Raw genomic sequence first — 23,089 nt, 5'->3', positions numbered from 1 at the left:
AATGTCGTCAAAGTAATATTAAAAAACCGAACTTTATTTTATTAGTTTTCTGAGTTTAAACGACAATTTTTCTGTAATAGTCTTAAAATTATAAAATTAGCCCAATAATAAAACTAAATCTTTACAAGACTAATAACCCAAAATCCCGCAAAGTATGGATAGGTTTTGAATACCAAAACAATTCAAAATCCTCAAATTGTGTTTCAAAATCTGATTTAATTTCTTGAAAAGAAAGGTTTTTGGTTTTGGATACCGAAATTCTGTTCAGTATTTGAACCAACCATTCTCCTTCATTTTTAGCCGTTTGAATCGTAAAACTTTCTTTCTTGTCGTGAAAAGTCATAGACATCATTTCCCAACTATTCCCTTTTTTGGATTTGGTGAAATGACCCACAATCGGCTTTCCTCCTAGCCAAACGATTTTGGCAGTTGGTTTGATATTGAAATTATCTTCTTCCTCTAAGGCATTGGCAATAAAATCAGGCTGAATTTTTGTTTTTGGAATTTTGAAATCGAACCACTCCTGCAATTCATAGTCAAAGCAAATGCCGTGCATAAAGTTGTAAAGGGATTTTTTTAGTCCGAAACTGAATTTATCGTGGTCAATTCCGGTTGAGTCCTTAAAATTAATATCGTTGTTGGCAAAAACCACCCCTAACCCCTCCAGAGGAGGGGAAGTTGGAACAACACCAAATTGCTCTGGATTCATTCCCACCGGACTGTGTGCAGTCATCGCAAACTGATGCCAAAATCCGGATTGCAAAATACCCAATTCAAACAATTGGCGCACCATTTCTAAACTATCTACGGTTTCTTGAATCGTTTGCGTTGGATAACCGTACATCAGATAAGCGTGAACCATAATCCCGGCTTCGGTGAAATTTCGGGTCACTTTTGCTACTTGCTCTACCGTAACTCCTTTGTCTATCAATTTTAATAATCGGTCAGAAGCAACTTCCAAACCACCAGAAACGGCGATACAACCAGAAGCTTTCAGCAACAAACACAAATCTGCAGTGAAACTTTTCTCGAAACGAAGGTTCGTCCACCAAGTAACCGATAACTTTCGGCGCAGAATTTCGACTGCCAAAGCGCGCATTAAAGCAGGCGGCGCCGCTTCATCGACATAATGAAAACCATTTTGTCCCGTTTGAGCAATCATTTCTTCCATTCGATCACACAATAAATTGGCGGCGATAGGTTCGTAGATTTTGATATAATCTAAAGAAATATCACAGAAGGTGCATTTTCCCCAATAACAACCGTGTGCCATCGTGAGTTTATTCCAACGTCCGTCGCTCCACATTCGGTGCATTGGGTTCACGATTTCAATAACCGAAATGTATCTGTCTAAAAACAAATCGGAATAATCAGGTGTACCGACTTCTGATTGTTTATAATCAGGTTTTAATGAATTGTTTTTGTAAACTACTTTTCCGTTTTCAAGAAGGAAAGTTCTTTTAACCTCCCCTGACCCCTCCAAAGGAGGGGAATTGAAAACTAAATTACATAGTAACTCGACTGGTAATTCTCCATCATCCAAAGTGATATAATCGAAAAACTCAAAAACACGAGCATCGGAAAGCGAACGCAGTTCAGTATTTGGAAAACCGCCTCCCATTGCAATTTTGATATTTGGATGGTTTTTTCGAACCCATTGCGCGGAACGAAAAGCGGCATATAAATTCCCTGGAAAAGGAACAGAAATGAGAAATAATTCAGGCTGAATAGTTTCGATTCGCTCTTTTAAAAGTGAGAACAAAACATTGTCTATATAAGTTGGTTGTTGTTGTAAAACTGAATACAATTCGTCGAAAGAATTGGCAGATCTACCCAAACGTTCCGCATAACGGCTGAAGCCAAAATTGGCATCTACACATTCCACTATAAAATCGGAAATATCTTCGAGGTACAAAGTCGCCAAATGCTTGGCTTTATCCTGCGTTCCCATCGTTCCAAAAGCCCAATCCAATTCTTCCAATTGTGCAAAACGAGACGCTTCGGGCAAATAATCTTCCTGACAAATTTGCAATGCCAAGGTTGGATTTTTTCCTTGAAGAAATGCAATAACCGAATCGATGGTTTTGATGTATTCGTCTTGCAGAGCAATTATACGATTTGAATTATCCGTAATGTTATGGTCAGAAACTTTAAACTTTAAACTTTGAACTTGAAACAAATTTTCAAGACCTTCTTTCGAAAACAATTTCAAAATCACTTCAATACCTAAATCTGCCTGCGTTGCCGAAATATTTTTGGTATTCAGAAACCCTTTGATATAAGCAGTCGCCGGATACGGTGTATTCAGTTGGGTAAACGGCGGCGTGATGAGAAATACTTGGGTTTTCAAAAGAATTGTTTTGTACAAAAGTAAGTTATTTTAGAATTTAGGTAACTATTCTGCATATTCTATTTTCAAAACATTAATTGCCTACAGCTTTAGCTGGAGGAATAAAATTGTGCTGATTTTTAATGGCTTTAGCCGAAATAGCATACTTTTTGGCTAAAGCCAATGCTATATTGATTCCTTTTCCTCCAGCTAAAGCTGGAGACAATTCAAAATTATTGATATGCTAAATACTTACTAATTTAGAAAAGAATGAGATTCATCTTCGAAGGTTTTCTGTATTTCGGAATAAAATTACTACTTTTAAAATCTCAAAAAGAATACAATGACAATCCAAGAATACCTCTCCAAAATAAATACGCTTTACATAACAGGAAACGCAAGAGAGCACTCTTATCGTGGCGATTTACAAAACCTGATAATGGCAATTTTGCCCGATATTTTAGTGACCAATGAACCTGCCAGAGTCGATTGTGGCGCACCTGATTATGTTTTAACTCGCAAAGATGTACCCATTGGTTATATCGAAGCCAAAGACATTGGAGTCGATTTACAAGACAAAAAACTCAAAGAACAATTTGACCGTTACAAATCGGGATTGTCGAATTTGGTTTTTACCGATTATATGGATTTTCATTTTTACAAAGACGGAGAATTCATAACCAAAATTGCAATTGCACAATTAGAATTCCCCTCCTCTGGAGGGGTGTCCGAAGGACGGGGTGGTCAAATTGTACCTATCCCCGAAAACTTTGACCAATTCACCCAACTCATAAAAAACTTTGCCCAAACCATTTCGCAAACCATCAAATCGCCTACCAAATTGGCGCAAATGATGGCAGGAAAAGCCAAATTGATGGCCGATGTTATCGAAAAATCATTGACCAATGACGACCAAGAAGGCAAACGCTCCCAAATAAAATCGCAAATGTTGTCGTTTCAACAAATGCTGATTCACGATATTGACAACAAAGCTTTTGCGGATATTTATGCCCAAACCATTGCTTACGGAATGTTTGCCGCTCGTTATCACGACCCAACTTTGCCCACCTTTTCTCGTATGGAAGCGGCTGAATTAATCCCAAAATCGAATCCTTTTCTTCGAAAATTATTTCAGGATATTGCAGGATTTGATCTCGACATTCGTTTAACTTGGATTGTGGATGAATTGGTCAACATTTTTCTGGCTAGTGATGTCGCCACAATTATGAAAAACTTTGGTCGAAGCACCAAACAAGAAGATCCCGTAGTACATTTTTACGAAACCTTTTTGGGCGAATACAATCCGGCGCTGCGAAAAGCCCGTGGGGTTTGGTACACGCCACAACCTGTGGTGAACTTTATTGTTCGTGCGGTGGATGATATTCTAAAAACCGAATTCGATTTACCACAAGGATTGGCGGACACGAGTAAAATAAAAATCAAGAAAAAAGCAATTACCCAAACCAAAGGGAAGGATGCCAAAATAAAAGAAGTCGAAACCGAAGTCGAAGTACACAAAGTACAAATCCTAGACCCAGCCACAGGAACAGGCACATTTCTAGCAGAAGTCGTGAAACACATTCACAAAAAATTTGAAGGACAACAAGGCATTTGGAGTAAGTATGTAACCAAAGATTTAATCCCTCGATTGAACGGTTTTGAGCTCTTGATGGCAAGTTATGCTATGGCGCACCTGAAAATGGATATGCTGCTCACCGAAACAGGCTACAAACCTACCGACGACCAACGGTTTCGCATTTTCCTGACCAACAGTCTGGAAGAAGCACACCCCGACACCCAAACCCTTTTTAGTTCGTGGCTCTCGGACGAAGCCGACCAAGCCAACGCCATAAAGCGAGATGCGCCCGTTATGGTGGTGATTGGAAATCCTCCGTATAGCGGAATTTCTTCTAATAATGGAAAATGGATTTCGGATTTGATTGAAGATTACAAATATGTTGACGGCGAACATTTTAAAGAACGTAAGCATTGGTTGAATGATGATTATGTAAAATTTATTCGTTTTGGGCAACATTTTATTGATAAAAACGGCAGTGGTGTTTTGGCTTTTATTAACCCACACGGTTTTTTAGACAATCCTACTTTTAGAGGAATGCGTTGGCATTTGATGCATAGTTTTGATAAAATTTACACTATAGATTTACACGGAAATAGCAAGAAAAAAGAAACGGCTCCTGATGGTTCGATAGACCAAAATGTATTTGATATTATGCAGGGCGTTTCTATCAATTTATTTGTAAAAACGGGAAAGAAAAAAGAAAATGAATTAGGACAAGTTTTTCATTACGATCTATTTGGAAAAAGAAATTTGAAATATGATTTTCTTTCAGGTAATTCGTTAAATGATATTTCGTTTCAAGAATTGAATCCTAATATACCCAATTATTTTTTTGTTTCTAAAAATGATGATGGTAGAAATGATTATGAAAATGGATTTAGAATTAATGAACTTTTTAGTGACTATACATCTGGTATGGTGACAGCAAATGATGCACTTACAGTTTTTAACACTAAAGAAGAACTTGATAATCAAACAGAAAGAATTTTATCTTCAGATAATCCATATAATGAATTTGGTATAAAAGATAGCAGAAGAATTCCAAAAGAAGGAAGAATTGAAGATTTGAAAACTGCAAAGATAAAAGGCGAAATGAAAATAAATTTTAGACCTTTTGATATTAAATTTATGTATAAGTTTGAAAAAAAATGAACATTGGATTAATTCCCCAAGAACCGACATTATGAAACATTTCATTAATGATAAAAATGTTGGTTTGGTCGTCGCAAGACAATGTGCAGATGATTGGAAATATATTTTATGTACCAAAGATGCAAATGACTTTAACCTAACTGGAACAGCAGGTCGTTATGGATCAGGTTATACATTTCCCCTCTATTTATATACCCAGCCCTCCAATAATCAACAAACCGCATTTGAAACAATCGAAAGAACCCCCAACCTCAACCCTGAAATTGTTAAACAAATTGAGGATGGTTTGGGATTGCAATTTGTGCACGAACCCGTAGAGACGTTGCAGTGCAACGTCTCTACCACCAACACAAAAACAGAACCACGAACCACCTTTGCCCCGATTGATATTCTCGATTATATCTATGCCGTTTTGCATTCGCCAACCTACAGAGAGAAATACAAGGAATTTTTAAAAATAGATTTTCCCCGTGTTCCCTACCCAACCGACATTCAAACATTTTGGAAATTAGTTGATTTAGGTGGTGAATTGCGAGAAATTCATTTATTAGAAAGTCCAACCGTAGAAAAGTACATCACACAATACCCCGAAGATGGCGAAAACATTGTAACAAAACCAGTTTACAAAAATGGCAACGTTTATATCAACGAAACCCAATATTTTGCCAACGTTCCAGAAGTCGCTTGGAACTTTTACATTGGTGGCTACCAACCTGCACAAAAATGGCTCAAAGACCGCAAAGACCGCGAATTGAGTTATGAAGATATTTTGCATTATCAAAAAATAATTGTGGCATTGAGCGAGACTGATAGAATTATGAGGGAGATTGATGGGATTGAAATTTAAAGAGTTATTGTCTTTATAAAAAAAAAGTTTAATTACCCTGAATTCGGGCTAATTAAAAAAAATAAAAAACAGTGGTTATGGCAAAAATTAAGGTTCAAAACACAGAGATAACAATTGTTAAAGTCGAAGACCAAGACTATATTTCATTGACCGATATGGCTAATGCTAAAGAAAGCGAAAGTCGTGCAGCCGATATTATTAAAAACTGGTTGCGAAACAGATTTACATTAGAATTTATAGGAACTTGGGAACAAATAAATAATTCAAATTTTAAAGTGGTCGAATTTGACCACTTTAAAATGCAGGCAGGTTTACCAAGTTTTGTAATTAGTGCTTCAGAATGGATTGAAAAAACTAATGCAATTGGGATTGTTGTACAAAAAGGAAAGTACGGAGGTACTTATGCCCATAAAGATATTGCATTTGAATTCGGTTCTGCTATAAATGTTTTTTTTAAATTATTTTTAATCAAAGAATTTCAACGCCTCAAACAAGAGGAACAAAAACAATTAGGATGGGATGCTAAAAGAGAATTAGCCAAAATAAACTACCACATTCATACCGACGCCGTTAAGACACATCTAATCCCAAAAATATTAACCGCTTCTGAAATAAGTTTAGTATACGCCAACGAAGCCGATGTGTTGAATATGGCACTTTTTGGGAAAACAGCCAAACAATGGAGAGATGAAAACCCAGATAAAAAAGGCAACATTAGGGACTATGCTGGCATTAATGAATTAATATGCCTGTCGAATCTTGAAAATCTAAACGCAATTTGGATTCAAGATGAAATTCCTCAAAACGAACGATTAATAAAGCTCAATAAAGTTGCCATTCATCAAATGAATATCCTTTTGGAAGTAGGAAATAAAAAATACCTGAAATAACATATATTAGATGTCAAGCAACTCACAAAAAACGTGGCTTTGATCGAAACCGACAGGATTATGAAAAAAATGATGAAATTGAGATTTAACTCAAAACTCCTCTTCCTTTTTTCGAATGGCCAAAAGCGCCAAAACCGAAATCAGGGCAGCAGCCGACAAATACAATCCAACATAGCCAATTCCATAGGTTTTCGCTAACCAAATGGCAATTAATGGCGCGAAGGAAGCACCTAAAATTCCCGCTAGATTAAAAGTCAATGAAGCACCAGAATACCGAACTTCCGTTGGAAATAATTCCGACAAAAAGGTTCCGAGTGGACCGTAAGTTAAACCCATCAACCCCATACCGATACAAACAAAAGTAGTTATCATAGCAGAACTTTCCGATTCCATAAAAAACGAAAAAGTAAATCCGAAAAGTAAAATCAAAGTAGAAATAAAAACCAAAATCTTTTTTCTCCCAAATCTATCGGACCAAACTGCCGAGATAGGAATCCCTACCACAAAAAACAAAATAGAAAATAACTGAATAATCAAAAAATCTCGACGACTAAATCCTAAATCCGAAGTTGCCCAACTCAGACTAAAAACAGTCATTAAATAAAAGGTAACAAAAGTCGCCACAGCTGCAAAAGTTCCAAAAATCAATTCCCTTTTATAAGATTTAAAAATCGTCATTATTGGTATTTTTACTTGCTTTTTGGTTTCCAAAGCACTCTCGAACGAAGGAGTTTCGGTAATTTTTAGTCGGATGTAAAAACCAACCACAACTAATAAGGAACTGGCAATAAAAGGAATTCTCCAACCGTAATTGAAAAACTGCTCTTCGGTTAGCAAATCACTCAACAATAGGAAAGTTCCTCCGGAAAGCAACAACCCAATTGGCGCACCCAATTGTGGAAACATTCCGTACCAAGCTCGTTTTCCTGGAGGCGCATTTTCAATGGCCAATAAAACAGCACCACCCCATTCGCCACCCAAACCAAGTCCTTGTCCGAATCGACACAACATTAGTAATAAAGGCGCAACGATTCCGATACTAGCATAAGTAGGCAGAAAACCAATCGCAACTGTCGAAAATCCCATCGTCAACAAGGCGGCAACCAAGGTCGCTTTACGCCCAATTTTATCACCAAAATGCCCAAAAACCGCCGAACCAATAGGTCTAGCAAAAAAAGCTATCGAAAAAGTAGCCAACGATTCTATCGTCGAAGTCGTAGGATCTGAACCCGGAAAAAACAATTGCGGAAAAACCAAAACAGCGGCATTGGCGTAAATATAAAAATCAAAAAACTCAATTGTGGTGCCAATCAAGCTTCCGAAAAGAACGTGTTTTAGTGAATTTGCCTTAATGGTACTAGAGTTGTCTTGCATAGAAATAGTATAATATTTCGATAAAAATGATGTTATTTTTCGAAACTAACAAATATTTAGTTCCAATAATTTTTCACTAATTTAGCATCAAATAAACTTCAATATGCCAACTGACTGTATTAGCTATCAAAATTCCGGGTATTTTTCTTCGTTGATCAATGATTATTTAGACCAAAAAGATAATTTGCAGTCGTTGTACAATAGATTTCCCAGTGTAGAGAATTTTGATGCGCAAATCGCTGAAAAAAAAATTAATTTCAATGGCAATGGCAATGGCAATTTCAATGACAATATCAATGGCAATTTCAATGTCAATGAAAAAAGAAAAGTTTTAGTTTCGGTACTAGATAAACAATATGATAAAATAAATACTTCGTCTTCCACTTTAAACAATATTAAACTCTTAAACAATTCCAACACTTTCACCATTACCACCGGTCATCAATTGAATTTGTTTACTGGGCCATTGTATTTTTTGTATAAAATTATATCCACTATCAATTTAACCAAGGAGTTAAAAGTAAAATATCCCGAAAACAATTTTGTGCCCATTTATTGGATGGCGACTGAAGACCACGATTTTGACGAAATTAATTATTTCAATTTCAAAGGTCGAAAGTTTCGCTGGAATAAGGAAAGTACGGGACCTGTTGGGCGCTTATCCACAGCAGGCTTAGATGAGTTTTTTGAAGTATTTGCGCAAGAATTAGGATCGAGTAAAACGGCAGAAACCATCAAAACTCTTTTTAAAAATGCCTATCTAAATCATTCCAACTTAGCCGACGCCACTCGTTTTCTTGCCAACGAACTATTTAAGGATTATGGATTAGTGATTATAGATGCTGACCATCCTGATTTGAAAAGGCTTTTCATTCCATATATCAAAGAAGAATTAATCAATCAGACTTCCTATAAAAAAGTAACAGAAACTAATGAAGAGCTAAAAAACTACTCGATTCAAGTCAATCCACGTGAAATCAACTTGTTTTATATCGAAGATGATTTGAGAGAACGCATCGTTTTAGATTCCGATAGCAATCAGAATGATATTTATAAAATCAATAATACCAAAACTACATTTTCAAAATCGGATTTTTTAGCTTTAGTAGAAAATCATCCCGAGAAATTCAGTCCGAATGTGATTATCCGCCCCTTATATCAAGAAGTAATTTTACCCAATTTATGCTACATTGGTGGAGGCGGAGAAATCGCTTATTGGCTAGAATTGAAGTCCTATTTTGACTCAGTAAACGTTACTTTCCCGATTCTTTTGTTGCGAAATTCCGTTTTACTCGCAACCGAAAAGCAATCCAAAAAAGCGGATAAATTAGGGCTTTCGTGGGCTAACTTGTTTTCGAAACAAAATGATTTGGTAAATCTAAAAACAGCCGAATTATCAGAGTTCCCTATTGATTTGTCCATTCAAAAGGACTTTTTAAAAAACCAATTTCATTACCTTCATTCTTTGGTACAACAAACCGATAAATCATTTTTTGGAGCTGTAAAAGCACAAGAAGCAAAACAGATAAAAGGTTTAGAAAACCTTGAAAGAAGGTTACTGAAAGCCCAAAAAAGGAAGCATTCTGAAACCCTAGAGCGCATTATAGCACTACAAAACGAGCTCTTTCCTAGTTATAGTTTACAAGAAAGACAAGCCAATTTTTCTGAATTTTATTTAGAATACGACAACGATATGATAGAAAAATTGTTTGCAACGCTTAAACCTTTAGATTCTAGATTTGATGTTATTGTTCTGCCTTAATAACACTTCAAATATTCAATTCAAATTGTTATAAATAACACTTTTTACTTTACTTTTGTTAGAACAATATTGTATGTTTGTAAGAAGTAGTCAAAGTTAAACCAAAAGATTAATAAGAAATAACCAAAAAAAACATGCTTAAAGAACGCTTAACCTCACTAGATGTATTTCGTGGATTTACCATTATTTTAATGACAATCGTCAACAATCCCGGAAGCTGGGGCTCTATCTACCCACCATTAGAACACGCCGAATGGAACGGCTGTACACCAACTGATTTGGTTTTCCCTTTCTTTATTTTTATAATGGGAACCGCAGTGCCTTTTGCAATGCCAAATAAAACTTTCGACAGCACGACTTTCAATAAAATCCTTGTTCGTTCCTTACGTATTTTTTGCTTAGGCTTATTCCTGAATTTTTTTAGCAGATTAGATTTTCTTGGTCTAGAAGGAATGCCTTTGTTAGTAGAAAAATTGATTCTAACCTTCCTTGTTGCTTATGCATTGTTAGGGGATTTTAGCGCCAAAATAAAAACAATCTTAGCTTTTTCGATATTCGGAATTTTGCTTTTTCTTGCGTATAGCGGCTTGCCTGCCTACCAAGACGTGCGACTTCCCGGGGTTTTACAACGCATTGCGCTTGTCTATTTTTTTACTTCGCTTTTGTATTTAAAATCAAACCTGAAAACCCAAATCATTGTAGCCGCAATCCTTTTATTAGGATATTGGGCTTTGATGACTTTAGTAGCAGTACCAGGATTTGGCGCTGCAAATCTTGAGAAAGGAACCAATCTAGGCGCGTACATAGACGAACTCTTCTTAAAAAATCATATGTACAGCCAGACCAAAACTTGGGATCCAGAAGGAATATTATCTACTGTGCCTGCCATTGCCTCTGGCATCATTGGGATGTTGATAGGCCAATTGTTAAATCTTCCGACATCAAAAATAGAAATCGTAAAAAAAATGAGCTTTGTTGGCCTTGGATTAGTTGTTCTTGGATTAATATGGAGTATCAAATTCCCAATAAACAAATCCCTATGGACTAGTTCCTATGTGCTATACACAGCGGGCTTGGGCACTATCTGTTTGACCCTTTTGTATTACATTATAGATGTTGCGCATTACTCAAAATGGACAAAACTGTTCTTGGTTTGGGGAGTAAATCCAATGATTGTATTTTTCTTTTCAGGTATTTTGCCTAGAGTTCTTACAATGATAAAAATAAATCACCCAGAACTACCTGGAGAACCACTTGGATTTCAAAGTTATTTCTATAACTATGGCATTGTTCCTTTGTTCGAAAATCCATTAAATGCCTCCTTGGCCTTTGCGCTGTTTTATGCCGCTTTTTGGAGTGTTATTTTATGGATTCTGTACCAAAACAAGTTGTTTTATAAAGTATAGGTACAAATCAAATAAATTTGAACTTTTTTTTGCGAATTTTACGTTAAAACGGCTTAATTATTCGCTTAATAAACGTTATTTTTGCCCCCAATTAAAAAAAACAAAAAAATGGCAACAAATAGAACTTTTACAATGATCAAACCTGATGCGGTCGAAAACGGACACATCGGAAATATTTTGGCAATGATTACAAACGCTGGTTTCAAAATTGTATCCTTGAAATTAACACAACTAACTGTTGCTGACGCTAAAGCATTTTATGCTGTTCACGCAGCAAGACCTTTCTACGGAGAATTAGTAGAATTTATGACTCGCGGTCCAATTGTTGCCGCAATTTTAGAAAAAGAAAATGCCGTAGAAGATTTCAGAACTTTGATTGGAGCAACAAATCCTGCCGAAGCTGCTGAAGGAACAATTCGTAAAGCATACGCCTCTTCTATTGGAGAAAATGCTGTTCACGGTTCAGATAGCGATGAAAATGCCGCAATCGAAGGAGCTTTTCATTTTGCAGGAAGAGAGGAGTTTTAGTATTTAGTGTGCAGTGTGCAGTTTTTAGTGTGCAGTAGCAGTTAACCGTTACAGATAAAATAAAAATCCAGTTTCAAAAACTTGAAACTGGATTTTTTTTCTTCAATCACGACTGAACACTATAAGCTGATTACTGAGCACTATAAGCTGAGCACTTCAAAAATCATCTCAAAACAACATCTTTCACCACTTCGCGTTGTAATTCTTCATTAATCATTGCGACAATTTTCGATTTTCCGTGACCTAATTCCTCTCTTAAAACAGCCGACGAAAGTTCTACGTAAAGTGTACTTCCTTTCAAAACAACGTTCTTTGTATAGTAATTCACGCCATTACCCATCAGATTTTCCCAAGCATCCTTCACATCAATTTGGTCCATTCCGGGTTGCAATTTATTGACTTGGATAATTTGTTTCAAAACATCACCCACGGTGCTTTGATTATTTAGTCTTTTTGCCATCGCCTAGAATATTTATTGGGGTTGCTTTTTTATAATGATACTCTCTATCCTCTGTATTTTTGAAAACTAATTTTTCCTCCGAAACGACTATCAGTTCTTCCGACCATTTGGCATAAGAAGTTACATAATCAAAAAACACTTGCCCTTCCACGAATCGCACTTTTACGTTCTCCTGCGTATTGTTTACAACAAAAGACCCATCTAATTGAGGCATCACTTTTTTTCTAAAACCACTATTGTCTTTGCCAATTTCAAAATAATCATAACTCTCATTCACTTTATAATCCTTGTCATCACCATCTTCAAATACCACTTTCTCGATTTCCCAATATCCATTTATCTTGGAAATATCCTCAGTTTTTATCTTTTGCTGGCAAGAAACAAACAGTAATAAAACAAATAAAAATGCAACACTATTTTTCATAATTATTAGGAGCTTTTTCCCGCTGTACACTGTATCTTTTTATTTTTATAAAAGAAAAAAAATAAAAAGGATGCCGTTTCCATCGGGGCTAGGGTAATAGAAATAAAAGATTTTTTCTTTACGACAAAGTTAGTCTTAATAACTTCAACGCAAACAAAATTAAAAAAAACTCGTTAAACTTTTTTCAATATCTTTCGTCTTAAATACAAACAGTCACAGGATGTCAAAAATTTTCTATAGTTTACTAATCGTGCTTTTGTGCGCTAGTTGCAGTTCAGAATCTCCAGCACCGCCGCCAAGTCCAGTAGAGTCAATGTATTTCCCTCCGCTATCTGGCACTGCTTGGGAAACAAAATCAGTCGCAGATTTGGGATGGAAACAAGCTGCCGTTCAACCTTTATTGGATTATTTAGAGCTCAAAAAATCCAAAGGCTTCATCATTTTGGTCAACGGAAGAATTGTCATAGAGAAGTATTTCAATGGACATTCTGCCACAACCAACTGGTATTGGGCAAGCGCAGGAAAAACACTAACAGCCACTATGACCGGCATCGCTCAACAAGAAGGTTTTTTAAATATCAATACAAAAGTTTCTGATTACCTTGGAACAGGCTGGACAAGCGAGCCCTTGGCAAAAGAAAATTTAATCACCAACAAACATTTGCTTACAATGACTTCGGGAATCGAGGATATTGCCAACGGTGATGCGGTAAATCCTGCAAGCCTAACCTACAATGCCGATGCAGGAACCCGTTGGGCATACCATAATGTCTATGTAAAACTGCAAGATGTTATCGCCAAAGCAACCAATCAAAGTTTTGAAAACTATTTCAATGCCAAACTAAAAACAAAAATAGGAATGGACGGTCTTTGGTTTACCTCTGGCAACAACGAAGTATATTGGAGTACGACGAGAAGTATGGCTCGATTTGGTTTACTAATCCTCAACAAAGGAAAGTGGGAAAACAGTTCTATACTAAATGAAACCTATTGCAGCGAAGCTACAAACACCTCTCAAAACATCAACTTAAGTTATGGTTATTTATGGTGGCTGAATGGTAAATCTAGCTATCGTTTGCCTCAATCGCAAGTTCAATTACCTGGAAGCATTATTCCTTCTGGGCACAATGATATGTTTATGGCTTTAGGAAAAAATGATCAAAAAATATATGTGGTTCCTAGCAAGAAAATGGTCGTAATCCGAATGGGAGATGCCGCTGATAATGTAAATCTAGCCTTATCAGACTTCGATAATGTTCTGTGGCAAAAAATAAATGCGCTATACCAATAATGCTTATTTACTTTTCATTCTATTGAAGAATCCAATGATAAAGAAAATTGCACCAAAAAAAAGCAAGATATAATACAATGGGACGTTTTTGTCTCGGGTTACATTCGACAACACAAAGCAAACAACACTAGCTAAATAAAAATAAATGGGAGGTATATTTTTAAAGAAAGAAAAATTCATTTTATACTATTTAAAGAAACTATCTACGAATTCGTATTTATTGAAAACTTGCAAATCCTCAATACCTTCTCCTACACCAATATACTTTACAGGAATTTGAAATTGGTCTGAAATTCCAATAACAACACCACCTTTGGCCGTTCCGTCTAATTTGGTAACCGCAAGTGAGGTAACTTCGGTGGCAGCGGTAAATTGTTTGGCTTGCTCGAAAGCATTTTGACCAGTAGAACCATCGATAACCAATAAAACATCGTGAGGTGCATCGCCCACTACTTTTTGCATCACGCGTTTTACTTTGGTCAACTCGTTCATCAAATTGATTTTGTTGTGCAAACGACCTGCTGTATCAATAATAACAATATCCGCATTTTGTGCAACAGCCGATTGCAAAGTATCAAAAGCTACCGAAGCGGGATCACTTCCCATATCTTGTCTTACAATGGGAACGCCCACTCTGTCTGCCCAAATTTGCAATTGATCGATGGCTGCGGCACGAAAAGTATCGGCTGCGCCAAGAACTACTTTGAATCCCGCTTTTTTGAATTGGTAAGCGAGTTTACCAATAGTAGTTGTTTTTCCAACTCCATTGACTCCTACAACCATCAAAACATAAGGTTTAGTATTGGTTGGAATTACAAATTCGGTTGCTTCTCCTGAATTGGTTTCAGAAAGTAAACCCGCAATTTCTTCGCGAAGAATTTGGTTCAACTCGTCTGTCCCGAGGAATTTATCTTCGGCGACACGTTTTTCGATTCGGGTGATAACCTTTAGTGTTGTATTCACACCCACATCAGAAGCAACCAAGACTTCCTCCAAATTGTCTAAAACCTCATCATCAACTTTAGATTTACCAGCAACGGCTTTGGTAAGCTTAGAAAAGAAAGATGTTTTTGTTTTCTCTAGACCTTTGTCAAGCGACTCTTTTTTATCGGAGGAAAATATTTTTTTAAAAAAACTCATTTGATATAGTATTTATGATAAGCTACTTTTTGAAAGAAAATTGCGAAATCAATTATTAATTTACTTAAGAAAAGTTTTTACAATCTTTATTTTTCTGGCGGTAAATATAAAAAATAAAAAAGCTACTTCCGAATGAAAGTAGCTTTTCTATATAATGCGATAGTTAATTATTTCTTTTTCAAGAATTCATCAACTAGTTCAGGAGCCATAATAGATTCTACGAATGTATATGCACCAGTTTTAGGAGATTTTACCATTTTTATGGCTTTTGATAATCTCTTAGAAGATGTCTGTAAGGATGCTACGGTTTTCTTTGCCATGACTAATAATGTGTTTTTTGTATTTTAATAGTACCCCAAATGTAATCATTTGAGATTTATACTAAAATCTCTAATTATTTAATTTCTTTGTGAACTGTTACACGTTTCAAGATTGGATTAAATTTTTTAATCTCTAATCTATCTGGAGTATTTTTTTTGTTCTTTGTTGTAATGTATCTTGAAGTTCCTGCAACACCAGTTGTTTTGTGTTCAGTACATTCTAAAATTACTTGGATTCTGTTTCCTTTTGCTTTCTTTGCCATCTTGATATATTTTTCGTCCCGAAGTTTCGGGAGGATTATTTAATAAATCCGCCTGCTTGTGTTTTTTTCAAAACTGCAGCGATTCCATTTTTATTAATTGTTTTTACCGTAGATGCAGCTACTCTTAGAGTAATCCATCTATCTTCTTCTGGAAGATAAAAACGCTTTTTAACTAAGTTCACAGAAAATTTTCTCTTAGTTTTATTCATAGCGTGAGAAACGTTATTTCCTACCATCGCTCTTTTACCTGTAAGGTCGCAAACTCTTGACATTATCTTATCTTTTATCGTTATTCAAAATCAGGGTGCAAAGAAAAGAAAAATAAATGGATGAAGCAAAAAAATTATTGGACATTTTTCAAAATTTCTTTTCGAAGCATTTCCAAACTCTTCACAGCCGCTCTATCTATCACTTTATCACGGGGTTGACCGAAATTAAACTCCTCTACTATAACCTCATTTGGTGTTGCCAATGCAATAAATACCGTTCCAACTTCAGCATTTGAATCCCCTTTTGACGGTCCTGCATTACCAGTTGTAGCAATTGCGTAGTCTGTTTTCAATAATTTTTGGACATTTATCGCCATTTGCTTCGCAACTTCTGCACTTACAACCGAATATTTTTCGATTAAATCTTCGGAAATTCCTAAAATCGAAATTTTAGTTTCGGTTGCATATGAAACTACGCTTCCTTTGAAATAATTTGATGCTCCAGCAACTGAGGTCAAAATCTGAGCAACTTTGCCTCCTGTGCAACTCTCTGCTGTGGAAATTGTTTTATTTTGTTGTATCAAAAGTCGCCCAATAACCTTTTCTAGCGTTTCGTCATCTTCAAATCCCACGATACTGTTGCCAAGTATTTTAGATAAACTAGTCACATTTTCAGAAATGGATTTCTCCAAAAAATCTTTATTGGCACCACGCGCTGATAGTCGCAATCGCACTCGACCTGGACTTGGCAAATAGGCTAATTTTATAAAATCAGGCAAATTGTTTTCCCAATTTTCGATGGTTTCGGCCAATAAACTTTCGCCAATACCATAGGTTAAAACCGTTTTATGAATGATATAAGGCCGTTGATACTCGATTACAATTTTTGGAATAATCTCGTTTTCGACCAAATATTTCATCTCAAATGGAACACCTGGAAGCGAAATAAATACGGTATTTCCCTTCTTCATCCACATTCCTGGCGCGGTTCCCACTTGGTTGTGAAGTACGGTACATTTTGACGGAACTAAGGCTTGATCAATGTTAAGTTGCGTAATCTTACGTTTGTAAAAACCTTCTATAATCTGGGTTACATGCTTCAGTACTTGGTCGTTCTGAATGAGTTCGTCATCAAAATAATCACAAAAAGTCTTCTTAGTAATATCATCCTTTGTGGGGCCAAGTCCGCCGGTGATTATGACCAAATCGACTTTGTCCTGCAGTTTTTCAAAAGTGGAAAGAATGTGCTGTTTGTTATCACTAATTGAAATCATTTCGTGAATTTCGACTCCAATTCGATCTAATGATTTGGCTATAAATCCAGAATTGGTATCGACAATCTGACCTATTAAAATTTCGTCGCCAATGGTTATTATGGATGCTTTCATTTGAAGTGGGAAGTTAGAAGTGGGAAGTTAGAAGTCGTAAGTCAGAAGAAATTGCCATCTGCAATCTGTTTTAGCCCTGATGGAAGTGGAAAGCTTTTTTTGCCAAAATCACTATTTTTTCTAAACAAAAAAGAGCGACCAGAGGAAGCTCCTTTTTTATTTCTTTAGAAAAAAAGTGATTTAAAAAAAACTTGTAACGTACAGCAGGATCAGCTTCTTATAAATCGAAATCTTTCTTTAATTCTTTCACTGCATCTTTCACTTGATGCTTGATGCTCTTGAACGTTTCCTTAATCTCTTTGGTTTCACCCTCCGTTTTTGTCCAAGCTTCGACTTGAAGAATTTCTTCGAAAGCCACTTTTAAACCTAGTAAATCCAGAGATGGTTTTACTTTGTGAGCGTAAGAATACGCATGTTTATGGTCTTTCTTTTTGATTCCTTCTTTGATTTGTGCAATATCTTCAGGAATTTCGTTCACAAATAACGTTACGATTTGCAGGACAAATTCCGGATCGTTATCTGAAAGTGCGTACACTTTTGCTAAGTTGTAATATAGTGCCATTTATTTGATTTGTATGCTAAATAATTTATTTCCTTCTAAAAATCCTTCTAAAACATCGTCTGCCTTCACTGCTGCAACACCTTCGGGCGTTCCGGTAAATAATATGTCACCAATTTTCAATGTAAAATAGTGTGAAACATATGAAATAAGCTCGTCAATCTTCCATAACATATGACTTGTATTGCCTTTTTGTACTGTTTTAGAATTATTGGTCAATTCAAATGTAATATTTTCTAATGAATTAAATTTACTTTTTGGTAAAAATTCACCTATTACAGCCGAACCATCAAATGCTTTTGCCTTTTCCCAAGGCAAGCCTTTGGCTTTTAACTCATTCTGCAAATCGCGAGCTGTAAAGTCTATACCAACACTGATTTCATCATAATACTTATGCGCAAACTTAGTATCGATATATTTTCCTACCTTTTTAATCTTGACAATCAATTCGATCTCGTGGTGGATGTCAGTGGAAAACTCTGGAATCACAAACGGATGTTGCTTCAATAAAATAGCCGAATCGGGTTTCATAAAAATCACCGGTTCAGAAGGTTTTTCGTTTTGCAACTCCGCTATGTGTTGGGCGTAATTTCTGCCGATACAGATAATCTTCATCTTTAAAGTGATCAGTGGTCAGTTTATAAGTATTCAGTAGTCTAAAATAGATTTTTTTGTATTCCATCAAAACAGTCAATTGCATTTTTTTGACCAATTCCTCAACTGAACACTAAAAGCTGAATACCGAATACAATTATTTCGTGTTTAACTTTCTTAACTTTATTGCTGTCAATACCTTTTTGGTGTACAAAGGGAAATCAGCATTTTGAATCCAACTAAAATAACCTGGTTCAGACTCTAATATTTTTTCAACTTTGGCTCCTTTGTGTTTCCCGAAGGTGAACATCTCATCCCCGTCCTTGTCGAAAGCAATCATTCCTGCAAAATCTGCAATTTTTTTTCTAGTTGTAAATTCAGCCAATGATTTTATATCATTTTCTAAATCAGGATAACGCTCCAATTGTGCCAACATAATTTCGTAGGTTGCCATTGTATCTGCCTCTGCAGAATGCGCATTTTCCAAACTTTTATCACAATAAAATTTCACTGCGGCGCTCAACGTACGTTCTTCTTTTTTATGAAAAATAGTTTGAACGTCTACTGAAACTCGGTTTTTCATATCGAAATCTACTCCGGCACGAAGCATTTCTTCAGCCAATAAAGGAATATCAAATCGGTCAGAATTGTATCCAGCCAAATCCGAATCCTTGATCATATTGTATATCTGCGAAGACAACTCTTTGAATGTAGGCTCGTTCGCCACTTTCTCATTACTAATACCGTGAATTGCCGTACACTGCGGAGGAATAGGAATAGTTGGATTGACCAACCAAGTTTTGCTTTCTTTATTTCCGTTGGGGAAAACTTTGAAAATTGCTATTTCAACAATTCTATCTTTGGCGACATCAATTCCTGTAGTTTCTAGGTCGAAAAAACAAATCGGTTTGTTCAGTTTGAGCTCCATCTATAAATTTTAGAATGACAAATATATCTTTTTGAACCTAACGTTCGTCGATTTTTTGAAAAAGTTTTGGACAAAAAAACAAAAAACCCGACGAGTCCAAAAACAGTCGGGTTTATGTTCAATTTTTATATCAAATTAAAAATTTCTATCCACATCAAAGGCTTCCAAATATTCGGCAACACGTTTTACAAAGCTTCCGCCAAGCGCTCCATCAACAACACGATGGTCATAACTGTGCGAAAGGAACATTTTTTGGCGAATACCAATAAAGTCTCCTTCAGGGGTTTCGATAACAGCGGGTACTTTTCGAATGGCGCCAAGAGCTAAAATCCCAACTTGAGGTTGATTGATAATGGGCGTACCAAAAACACTACCAAAAGTCCCCACATTGGTCACAGTATAAGTCCCTCCTTGCGTATCGTCTGGTTTTAGTTTCCCTGATTTTGCGCGACCTCCTAAATCATTCACCGCTTTTGCCATACCCACTAAATTGAGTTGATCTGCGTTTTTGACAACCGGGACAATTAAGTTTCCGTTAGGCAAAGCTGCCGCCATCCCAAGGTTGATATTCTTTCTTTTGATAATAGTCTGGCCATCAACAGAAATATTCATCATCGGATAATCTTTCAATGCTTTGGCAACGGCCTCCATAAAAATTGGAGTATACGTTAATTTTTCACCTTCTCTTTTTTCGAAAGTGTCTTTTACTTTATCACGCCATTTTACAATATTCGTAACATCGACTTCTATAAAAGACTGTACGTGCGCCGAAGTTTGAACTGACGCAACCATATATCCAGCGATCAGCTTGCGCATTCTGTCCATTTCGATGATTTCATCACCACCGTTTATCGAAACGGGCACAGGCTGCGGTGTTGGCACTACAGGCTGAGTCGGAGCACCTACTTTTGGAGCCTCGACTACAATCGGAGCAACAGAACTTCTCGTTTTTATATAGTTTAGAATATCTTCTTTGGTAACTCTACCCTCTTTTCCCGATCCTGAAATGGTTTCTAATTCAGCGAGAGAAATCCCTTCTTCCTTTGCAATGTTTTTTACTAATGGCGAAAAGAATTTTTCGGAATCAGCATAGTTCGTAGGAGTTGTAATAATCTCTTTAACAACCTCAATTGTTTTTTCAATGACTGCAACTTCAACAGGAGCAACATTTTCTTGTTTTGGAGTTTCTGCAACTGAATTGACGTCGGTTTCTATAATTGCAATGGTTTGACCAACCTGAACCATAGCATCTTTTGCAAATAACTGTTCCACTAATATTCCTGAAACTTCGCTTGGTAATTCGCTATCGACTTTGTCAGTGGCAACTTCAAGAACGGCTTCATCGGCTTCAATTTTGTCGCCCACTTGCTTCAACCAATTTGTGATAGTTGCTTCTGCTACGCTTTCTCCCATTTTGGGAAGTTTCAATTCGAATCTTGCCATTGTATTAACTTAAAAGGTGATTTTAATTTTATGACTGCAAAATTAGTGATTATTTTTAGTTTTCGACTGATAATTGCTAGTTTTTGGGCAAATCAAATATGAAGAATTTCAAATCTTAATTAAGAAATCTTAATGACCTCTCCTCTATCAAAACTACTATTGCTACCTATCAGAAAATCAGATGATTCAGGGAAAATTTTATAGGTTATTTGGCTACCTCTATGGGTTTCAAACACATCAATTGTAGTTTTAAAGCTGAGATAATTTTGATCAAAAATGATTTCAGTAGCTATATTTTTCGAAAACGATTGCGTAAAATCTTCACGAATAACCGATTTTTTGAATTGATTTTCTAATTTTTCTCTTACAAGTTCTCCCGAAGGATTATGAGCAGAAATTAGAATGTAATTATTTGGTGTTGGCTTTGGTTTAGGCTTCCCTTGAAACATTTTTACCATTGAAAAAAACACAATTCCTATTTTCATAAAAACTGAAAAAAAAAGTGATACTTTGAAATGCTTTTTATAGAAGAAATTCATTGCCTCCTGAAAGCGTTTCATATAGGTTCCATCCTTAATAGTACTTTCGCCTTTGTAATGTATTACTGAAGTTTCGTGAAAATAAAAATTTGATTTACCTTTTTTCAAAGCCATATATGATAAATCGATATCGTCTGAATACATAAAACAATCTTCGTCGAAACCGCCAATTTCATTATATAAATCGCGCTTCATCAACATAAAAGCCCCCACAAGAATATCGACTTTACCCGTTTCGTTCTCAGATAAATGTTGAGCATAATACTTTCCAAACGTTTGAGGAAAAATTTTATACAAACCAGTTATTTTTGTAAACGCAACAAATGGTGTTGGCACACCTCGCTTGCTTTCAGGTAGAAAATTTCCAGTTCCATCAATCAGTTTCACTCCAACTATTCCCAAATTTTGCTGCTTTTCTGCGAAAGCCAATACTTTAGTGAAAGTATCTTCTGCAACTACGGTATCCGGATTTAGGATGCAAATGTATTCGCCTTTAGCATCAGCCACTCCAATATTATTCCCTTTTGGAAAACCAGAATTGATTTTGTTTTCAATGAGTTTCAGATTAGGGAAACGCCTTTTCATCATCGCACAACTATCATCTTGAGAATTGTTATCTACAACAATAATCTCGGCATCTATATTTTCGATTGCTTTTTGAACACTTAGAACACAAAGCTCGAGAAAGTATCGTACGTTGTAATTGAGAATGATAACAGATAATTGCATAAGGCAAATATAATTGAAAAATCAAATACAAAAAAAGCTGCTTCATTACAAAACAGCTTTACAATTGGAAAAAATTAAAATATTATTTTCCAGCTTCTTTTTTCGCCTCCTCCTTCATTTTGTCATTTGCAGTAATAGCAAATTCAACTCTACGATTTTGACTTCTACCTTCCGGAGTGTCGTTGGTTGCAATAGGTTGCTCAATACCTAATCCAGTAGTTTTGAAACGCGACGCTACAAGACCTTTTGCAATTAAATGGTTTTTTACAGCTTCAGCTCTCTTTTCAGAAAGAGTGAGATTGAATGCTGCAGATCCTGTATTATCTGTATACCCGTAAATTTCAATATTGGTGTCTGAATATTCAGTAAAAACAGGAATTAATTTATCTAAATTTGCTTTGGCTCGATCTGTCAACGTAGATTTTCCGGTATCAAAAAGTATAGAATCCTCTTTTAAAGTCAAATGAATCCCTTCGCCTACTCTTTGCACATCTGCACCTGGCAAAGACTGACTTATTTCTCTAGCTTGTTTATCCATTTTGTGGCCAATTACACCACCGGCTGCTCCACCAATGGCTGCTCCAATGGCTGCTCCAATGGCTGCACCAGCCGCAGCGTTTCCAGAACTAGCGCCAATAAGACCTCCAACTAAAGCCCCTGCTGCCACACCAATCCCAGCTCCTTTTTGAGCGTTATTTGCATTTTTTACAGAACTGCAGCTTGTAGTAAGATTTACTAACACAAACAAAATTGCTAATCCAAATGATATCGTTTTTTTCATAATATGATGACTTTATTGTTTAATTAAATTTTTAGGTATAGGCGCTTAGAGCACCCTTGTTATCTATTGATTTTATTGATATTTATTCAAATTTCACCATCTTTTTCATTAACACATCGAAGATTGTCCCCATATTTGACCTTCTATTGTATCT

23 protein-coding genes are annotated in these 23,089 nt (G+C 36.1%); 7 read left to right on the top strand and 16 right to left on the bottom strand.

What is annotated here, in order from left to right:
* Window positions 1-121: 121 nt before the first annotated feature.
* Window positions 122-2,350, bottom strand: a complete 2,229-nt coding sequence (locus ACIQ1E_RS04410; RefSeq protein ID WP_396169049.1) for a B12-binding domain-containing radical SAM protein — start codon at window positions 2,348-2,350, stop codon at window positions 122-124.
* A 73-nt stretch (window positions 2,351-2,423) separates the two neighbouring features.
* Window positions 2,424-2,555: a hypothetical protein gene (locus ACIQ1E_RS04405; protein ID WP_396169046.1), complete on the bottom strand. Its 132-nt coding sequence runs from the start codon at window positions 2,553-2,555 to the stop codon at window positions 2,424-2,426.
* Between the two features lie 117 nt (window positions 2,556-2,672).
* Here ACIQ1E_RS04405 and ACIQ1E_RS04400 point away from each other — a divergent pair, with 117 nt between their 5' ends.
* From ACIQ1E_RS04400 to ACIQ1E_RS04390, 3 genes are all read left to right on the top strand, one after another.
* Entirely contained in the window at window positions 2,673-5,060 is a 2,388-nt protein-coding gene (locus tag ACIQ1E_RS04400) for an N-6 DNA methylase (RefSeq protein ID WP_396169043.1), read from the top strand.
* Window positions 5,061-5,091: 31 nt separating this feature from the next.
* Window positions 5,092-5,907 (top strand): type ISP restriction/modification enzyme, encoded by an 816-nt coding sequence (locus tag ACIQ1E_RS04395; protein ID WP_396169041.1) that lies wholly within the window; start codon window positions 5,092-5,094, stop codon window positions 5,905-5,907.
* A gap of 77 nt (window positions 5,908-5,984) precedes the next feature.
* Window positions 5,985-6,797, top strand: coding sequence for a KilA-N domain-containing protein (locus ACIQ1E_RS04390; RefSeq protein ID WP_396169039.1), 813 nt, complete (start codon window positions 5,985-5,987; stop codon window positions 6,795-6,797).
* Window positions 6,798-6,887: 90 nt separating this feature from the next.
* Here ACIQ1E_RS04390 and ACIQ1E_RS04385 read toward each other — a convergent pair whose 3' ends face one another.
* Window positions 6,888-8,171, bottom strand: a complete 1,284-nt coding sequence (locus ACIQ1E_RS04385; protein WP_396169037.1) for an MFS transporter — start codon at window positions 8,169-8,171, stop codon at window positions 6,888-6,890.
* 103 nt (window positions 8,172-8,274) lie between these two features.
* Between ACIQ1E_RS04385 and bshC the strand changes: the two genes are divergently transcribed.
* The 3 genes from bshC to ACIQ1E_RS04370 all read left to right on the top strand — a co-directional run bounded on the left by bshC (window position 8,275) and on the right by ACIQ1E_RS04370 (window position 11,867).
* Complete coding sequence (gene bshC, locus ACIQ1E_RS04380) at window positions 8,275-9,933, top strand: bacillithiol biosynthesis cysteine-adding enzyme BshC (protein ID WP_396169035.1); 1,659 nt, start codon at window positions 8,275-8,277, stop codon at window positions 9,931-9,933.
* A 134-nt stretch (window positions 9,934-10,067) separates the two neighbouring features.
* Window positions 10,068-11,339: an acyltransferase family protein gene (locus tag ACIQ1E_RS04375; RefSeq protein ID WP_396169033.1), complete on the top strand. Its 1,272-nt coding sequence runs from the start codon at window positions 10,068-10,070 to the stop codon at window positions 11,337-11,339.
* 108 nt (window positions 11,340-11,447) lie between these two features.
* Window positions 11,448-11,867, top strand: a complete 420-nt coding sequence (locus ACIQ1E_RS04370) for a nucleoside-diphosphate kinase (RefSeq protein WP_396169031.1) — start codon at window positions 11,448-11,450, stop codon at window positions 11,865-11,867.
* Window positions 11,868-12,030: 163 nt separating this feature from the next.
* Here the strand turns inward: ACIQ1E_RS04370 and ACIQ1E_RS04365 are convergent, their stop codons facing one another.
* Window positions 12,031-12,327 (bottom strand): DUF721 domain-containing protein, encoded by a 297-nt coding sequence (locus tag ACIQ1E_RS04365; protein ID WP_396169029.1) that lies wholly within the window; start codon window positions 12,325-12,327, stop codon window positions 12,031-12,033.
* Window positions 12,308-12,751 (bottom strand): hypothetical protein, encoded by a 444-nt coding sequence (locus tag ACIQ1E_RS04360; protein ID WP_396169027.1) that lies wholly within the window; start codon window positions 12,749-12,751, stop codon window positions 12,308-12,310. Before ACIQ1E_RS04360 ends, ACIQ1E_RS04365 begins: the two co-directional genes overlap by 20 nt.
* Window positions 12,752-12,971: 220 nt before the next feature.
* Between ACIQ1E_RS04360 and ACIQ1E_RS04355 the strand changes: the two genes are divergently transcribed.
* The gene (locus ACIQ1E_RS04355; protein ID WP_396169025.1) at window positions 12,972-14,042 is read left to right on the top strand and encodes a serine hydrolase domain-containing protein; all 1,071 of its coding nucleotides are present in this window, start codon (window positions 12,972-12,974) and stop codon (window positions 14,040-14,042) included.
* Window positions 14,043-14,228: 186 nt separating this feature from the next.
* Here ACIQ1E_RS04355 and ftsY read toward each other — a convergent pair whose 3' ends face one another.
* The 11 genes from ftsY to ACIQ1E_RS04300 all read right to left on the bottom strand — a co-directional run bounded on the left by ftsY (window position 14,229) and on the right by ACIQ1E_RS04300 (window position 22,935).
* Complete coding sequence (ftsY, locus tag ACIQ1E_RS04350; protein ID WP_396169023.1) at window positions 14,229-15,182, bottom strand: signal recognition particle-docking protein FtsY; 954 nt, start codon at window positions 15,180-15,182, stop codon at window positions 14,229-14,231.
* Between the two features lie 167 nt (window positions 15,183-15,349).
* Window positions 15,350-15,502 (bottom strand): DUF4295 domain-containing protein, encoded by a 153-nt coding sequence (locus ACIQ1E_RS04345; protein WP_091090435.1) that lies wholly within the window; start codon window positions 15,500-15,502, stop codon window positions 15,350-15,352.
* Between the two features lie 74 nt (window positions 15,503-15,576).
* On the bottom strand, window positions 15,577-15,765 hold the full coding sequence (rpmG, locus tag ACIQ1E_RS04340; RefSeq protein WP_103806173.1) for a 50S ribosomal protein L33: 189 nt from the start codon (window positions 15,763-15,765) through the stop codon (window positions 15,577-15,579).
* A gap of 35 nt (window positions 15,766-15,800) precedes the next feature.
* Window positions 15,801-16,037: a 50S ribosomal protein L28 gene (gene rpmB, locus ACIQ1E_RS04335; RefSeq protein WP_396169021.1), complete on the bottom strand. Its 237-nt coding sequence runs from the start codon at window positions 16,035-16,037 to the stop codon at window positions 15,801-15,803.
* A 71-nt stretch (window positions 16,038-16,108) separates the two neighbouring features.
* The gene (locus ACIQ1E_RS04330) at window positions 16,109-17,362 is read right to left on the bottom strand and encodes a competence/damage-inducible protein A (RefSeq protein WP_396169020.1); all 1,254 of its coding nucleotides are present in this window, start codon (window positions 17,360-17,362) and stop codon (window positions 16,109-16,111) included.
* A gap of 217 nt (window positions 17,363-17,579) precedes the next feature.
* On the bottom strand, window positions 17,580-17,924 hold the full coding sequence (locus ACIQ1E_RS04325; RefSeq protein WP_133275974.1) for an Hpt domain-containing protein: 345 nt from the start codon (window positions 17,922-17,924) through the stop codon (window positions 17,580-17,582).
* Complete coding sequence (locus ACIQ1E_RS04320; RefSeq protein ID WP_396169018.1) at window positions 17,925-18,536, bottom strand: fumarylacetoacetate hydrolase family protein; 612 nt, start codon at window positions 18,534-18,536, stop codon at window positions 17,925-17,927.
* Between the two features lie 136 nt (window positions 18,537-18,672).
* Complete coding sequence (locus ACIQ1E_RS04315) at window positions 18,673-19,443, bottom strand: exonuclease domain-containing protein (RefSeq protein WP_396169016.1); 771 nt, start codon at window positions 19,441-19,443, stop codon at window positions 18,673-18,675.
* 135 nt (window positions 19,444-19,578) lie between these two features.
* Window positions 19,579-20,886 (bottom strand): dihydrolipoamide acetyltransferase family protein, encoded by a 1,308-nt coding sequence (locus ACIQ1E_RS04310; RefSeq protein WP_396169014.1) that lies wholly within the window; start codon window positions 20,884-20,886, stop codon window positions 19,579-19,581.
* A 119-nt stretch (window positions 20,887-21,005) separates the two neighbouring features.
* A complete protein-coding gene (locus ACIQ1E_RS04305) occupies window positions 21,006-22,154 on the bottom strand; it encodes a glycosyltransferase family 2 protein (protein WP_396169012.1) in 1,149 nt (382 codons plus the stop codon).
* An 82-nt stretch (window positions 22,155-22,236) separates the two neighbouring features.
* Window positions 22,237-22,935, bottom strand: coding sequence for an OmpA family protein (locus ACIQ1E_RS04300; protein ID WP_396169010.1), 699 nt, complete (start codon window positions 22,933-22,935; stop codon window positions 22,237-22,239).
* Window positions 22,936-23,089 lie beyond the last annotated feature (154 nt).

This window comes from Flavobacterium sp., from assembly GCF_044348915.1.
In the GTDB taxonomy this organism is placed as follows: domain Bacteria; phylum Bacteroidota; class Bacteroidia; order Flavobacteriales; family Flavobacteriaceae; genus Flavobacterium.
Note: the sequence above shows the minus strand (reverse complement) of the source record. Positions and strands in the feature narration are given on the sequence as shown.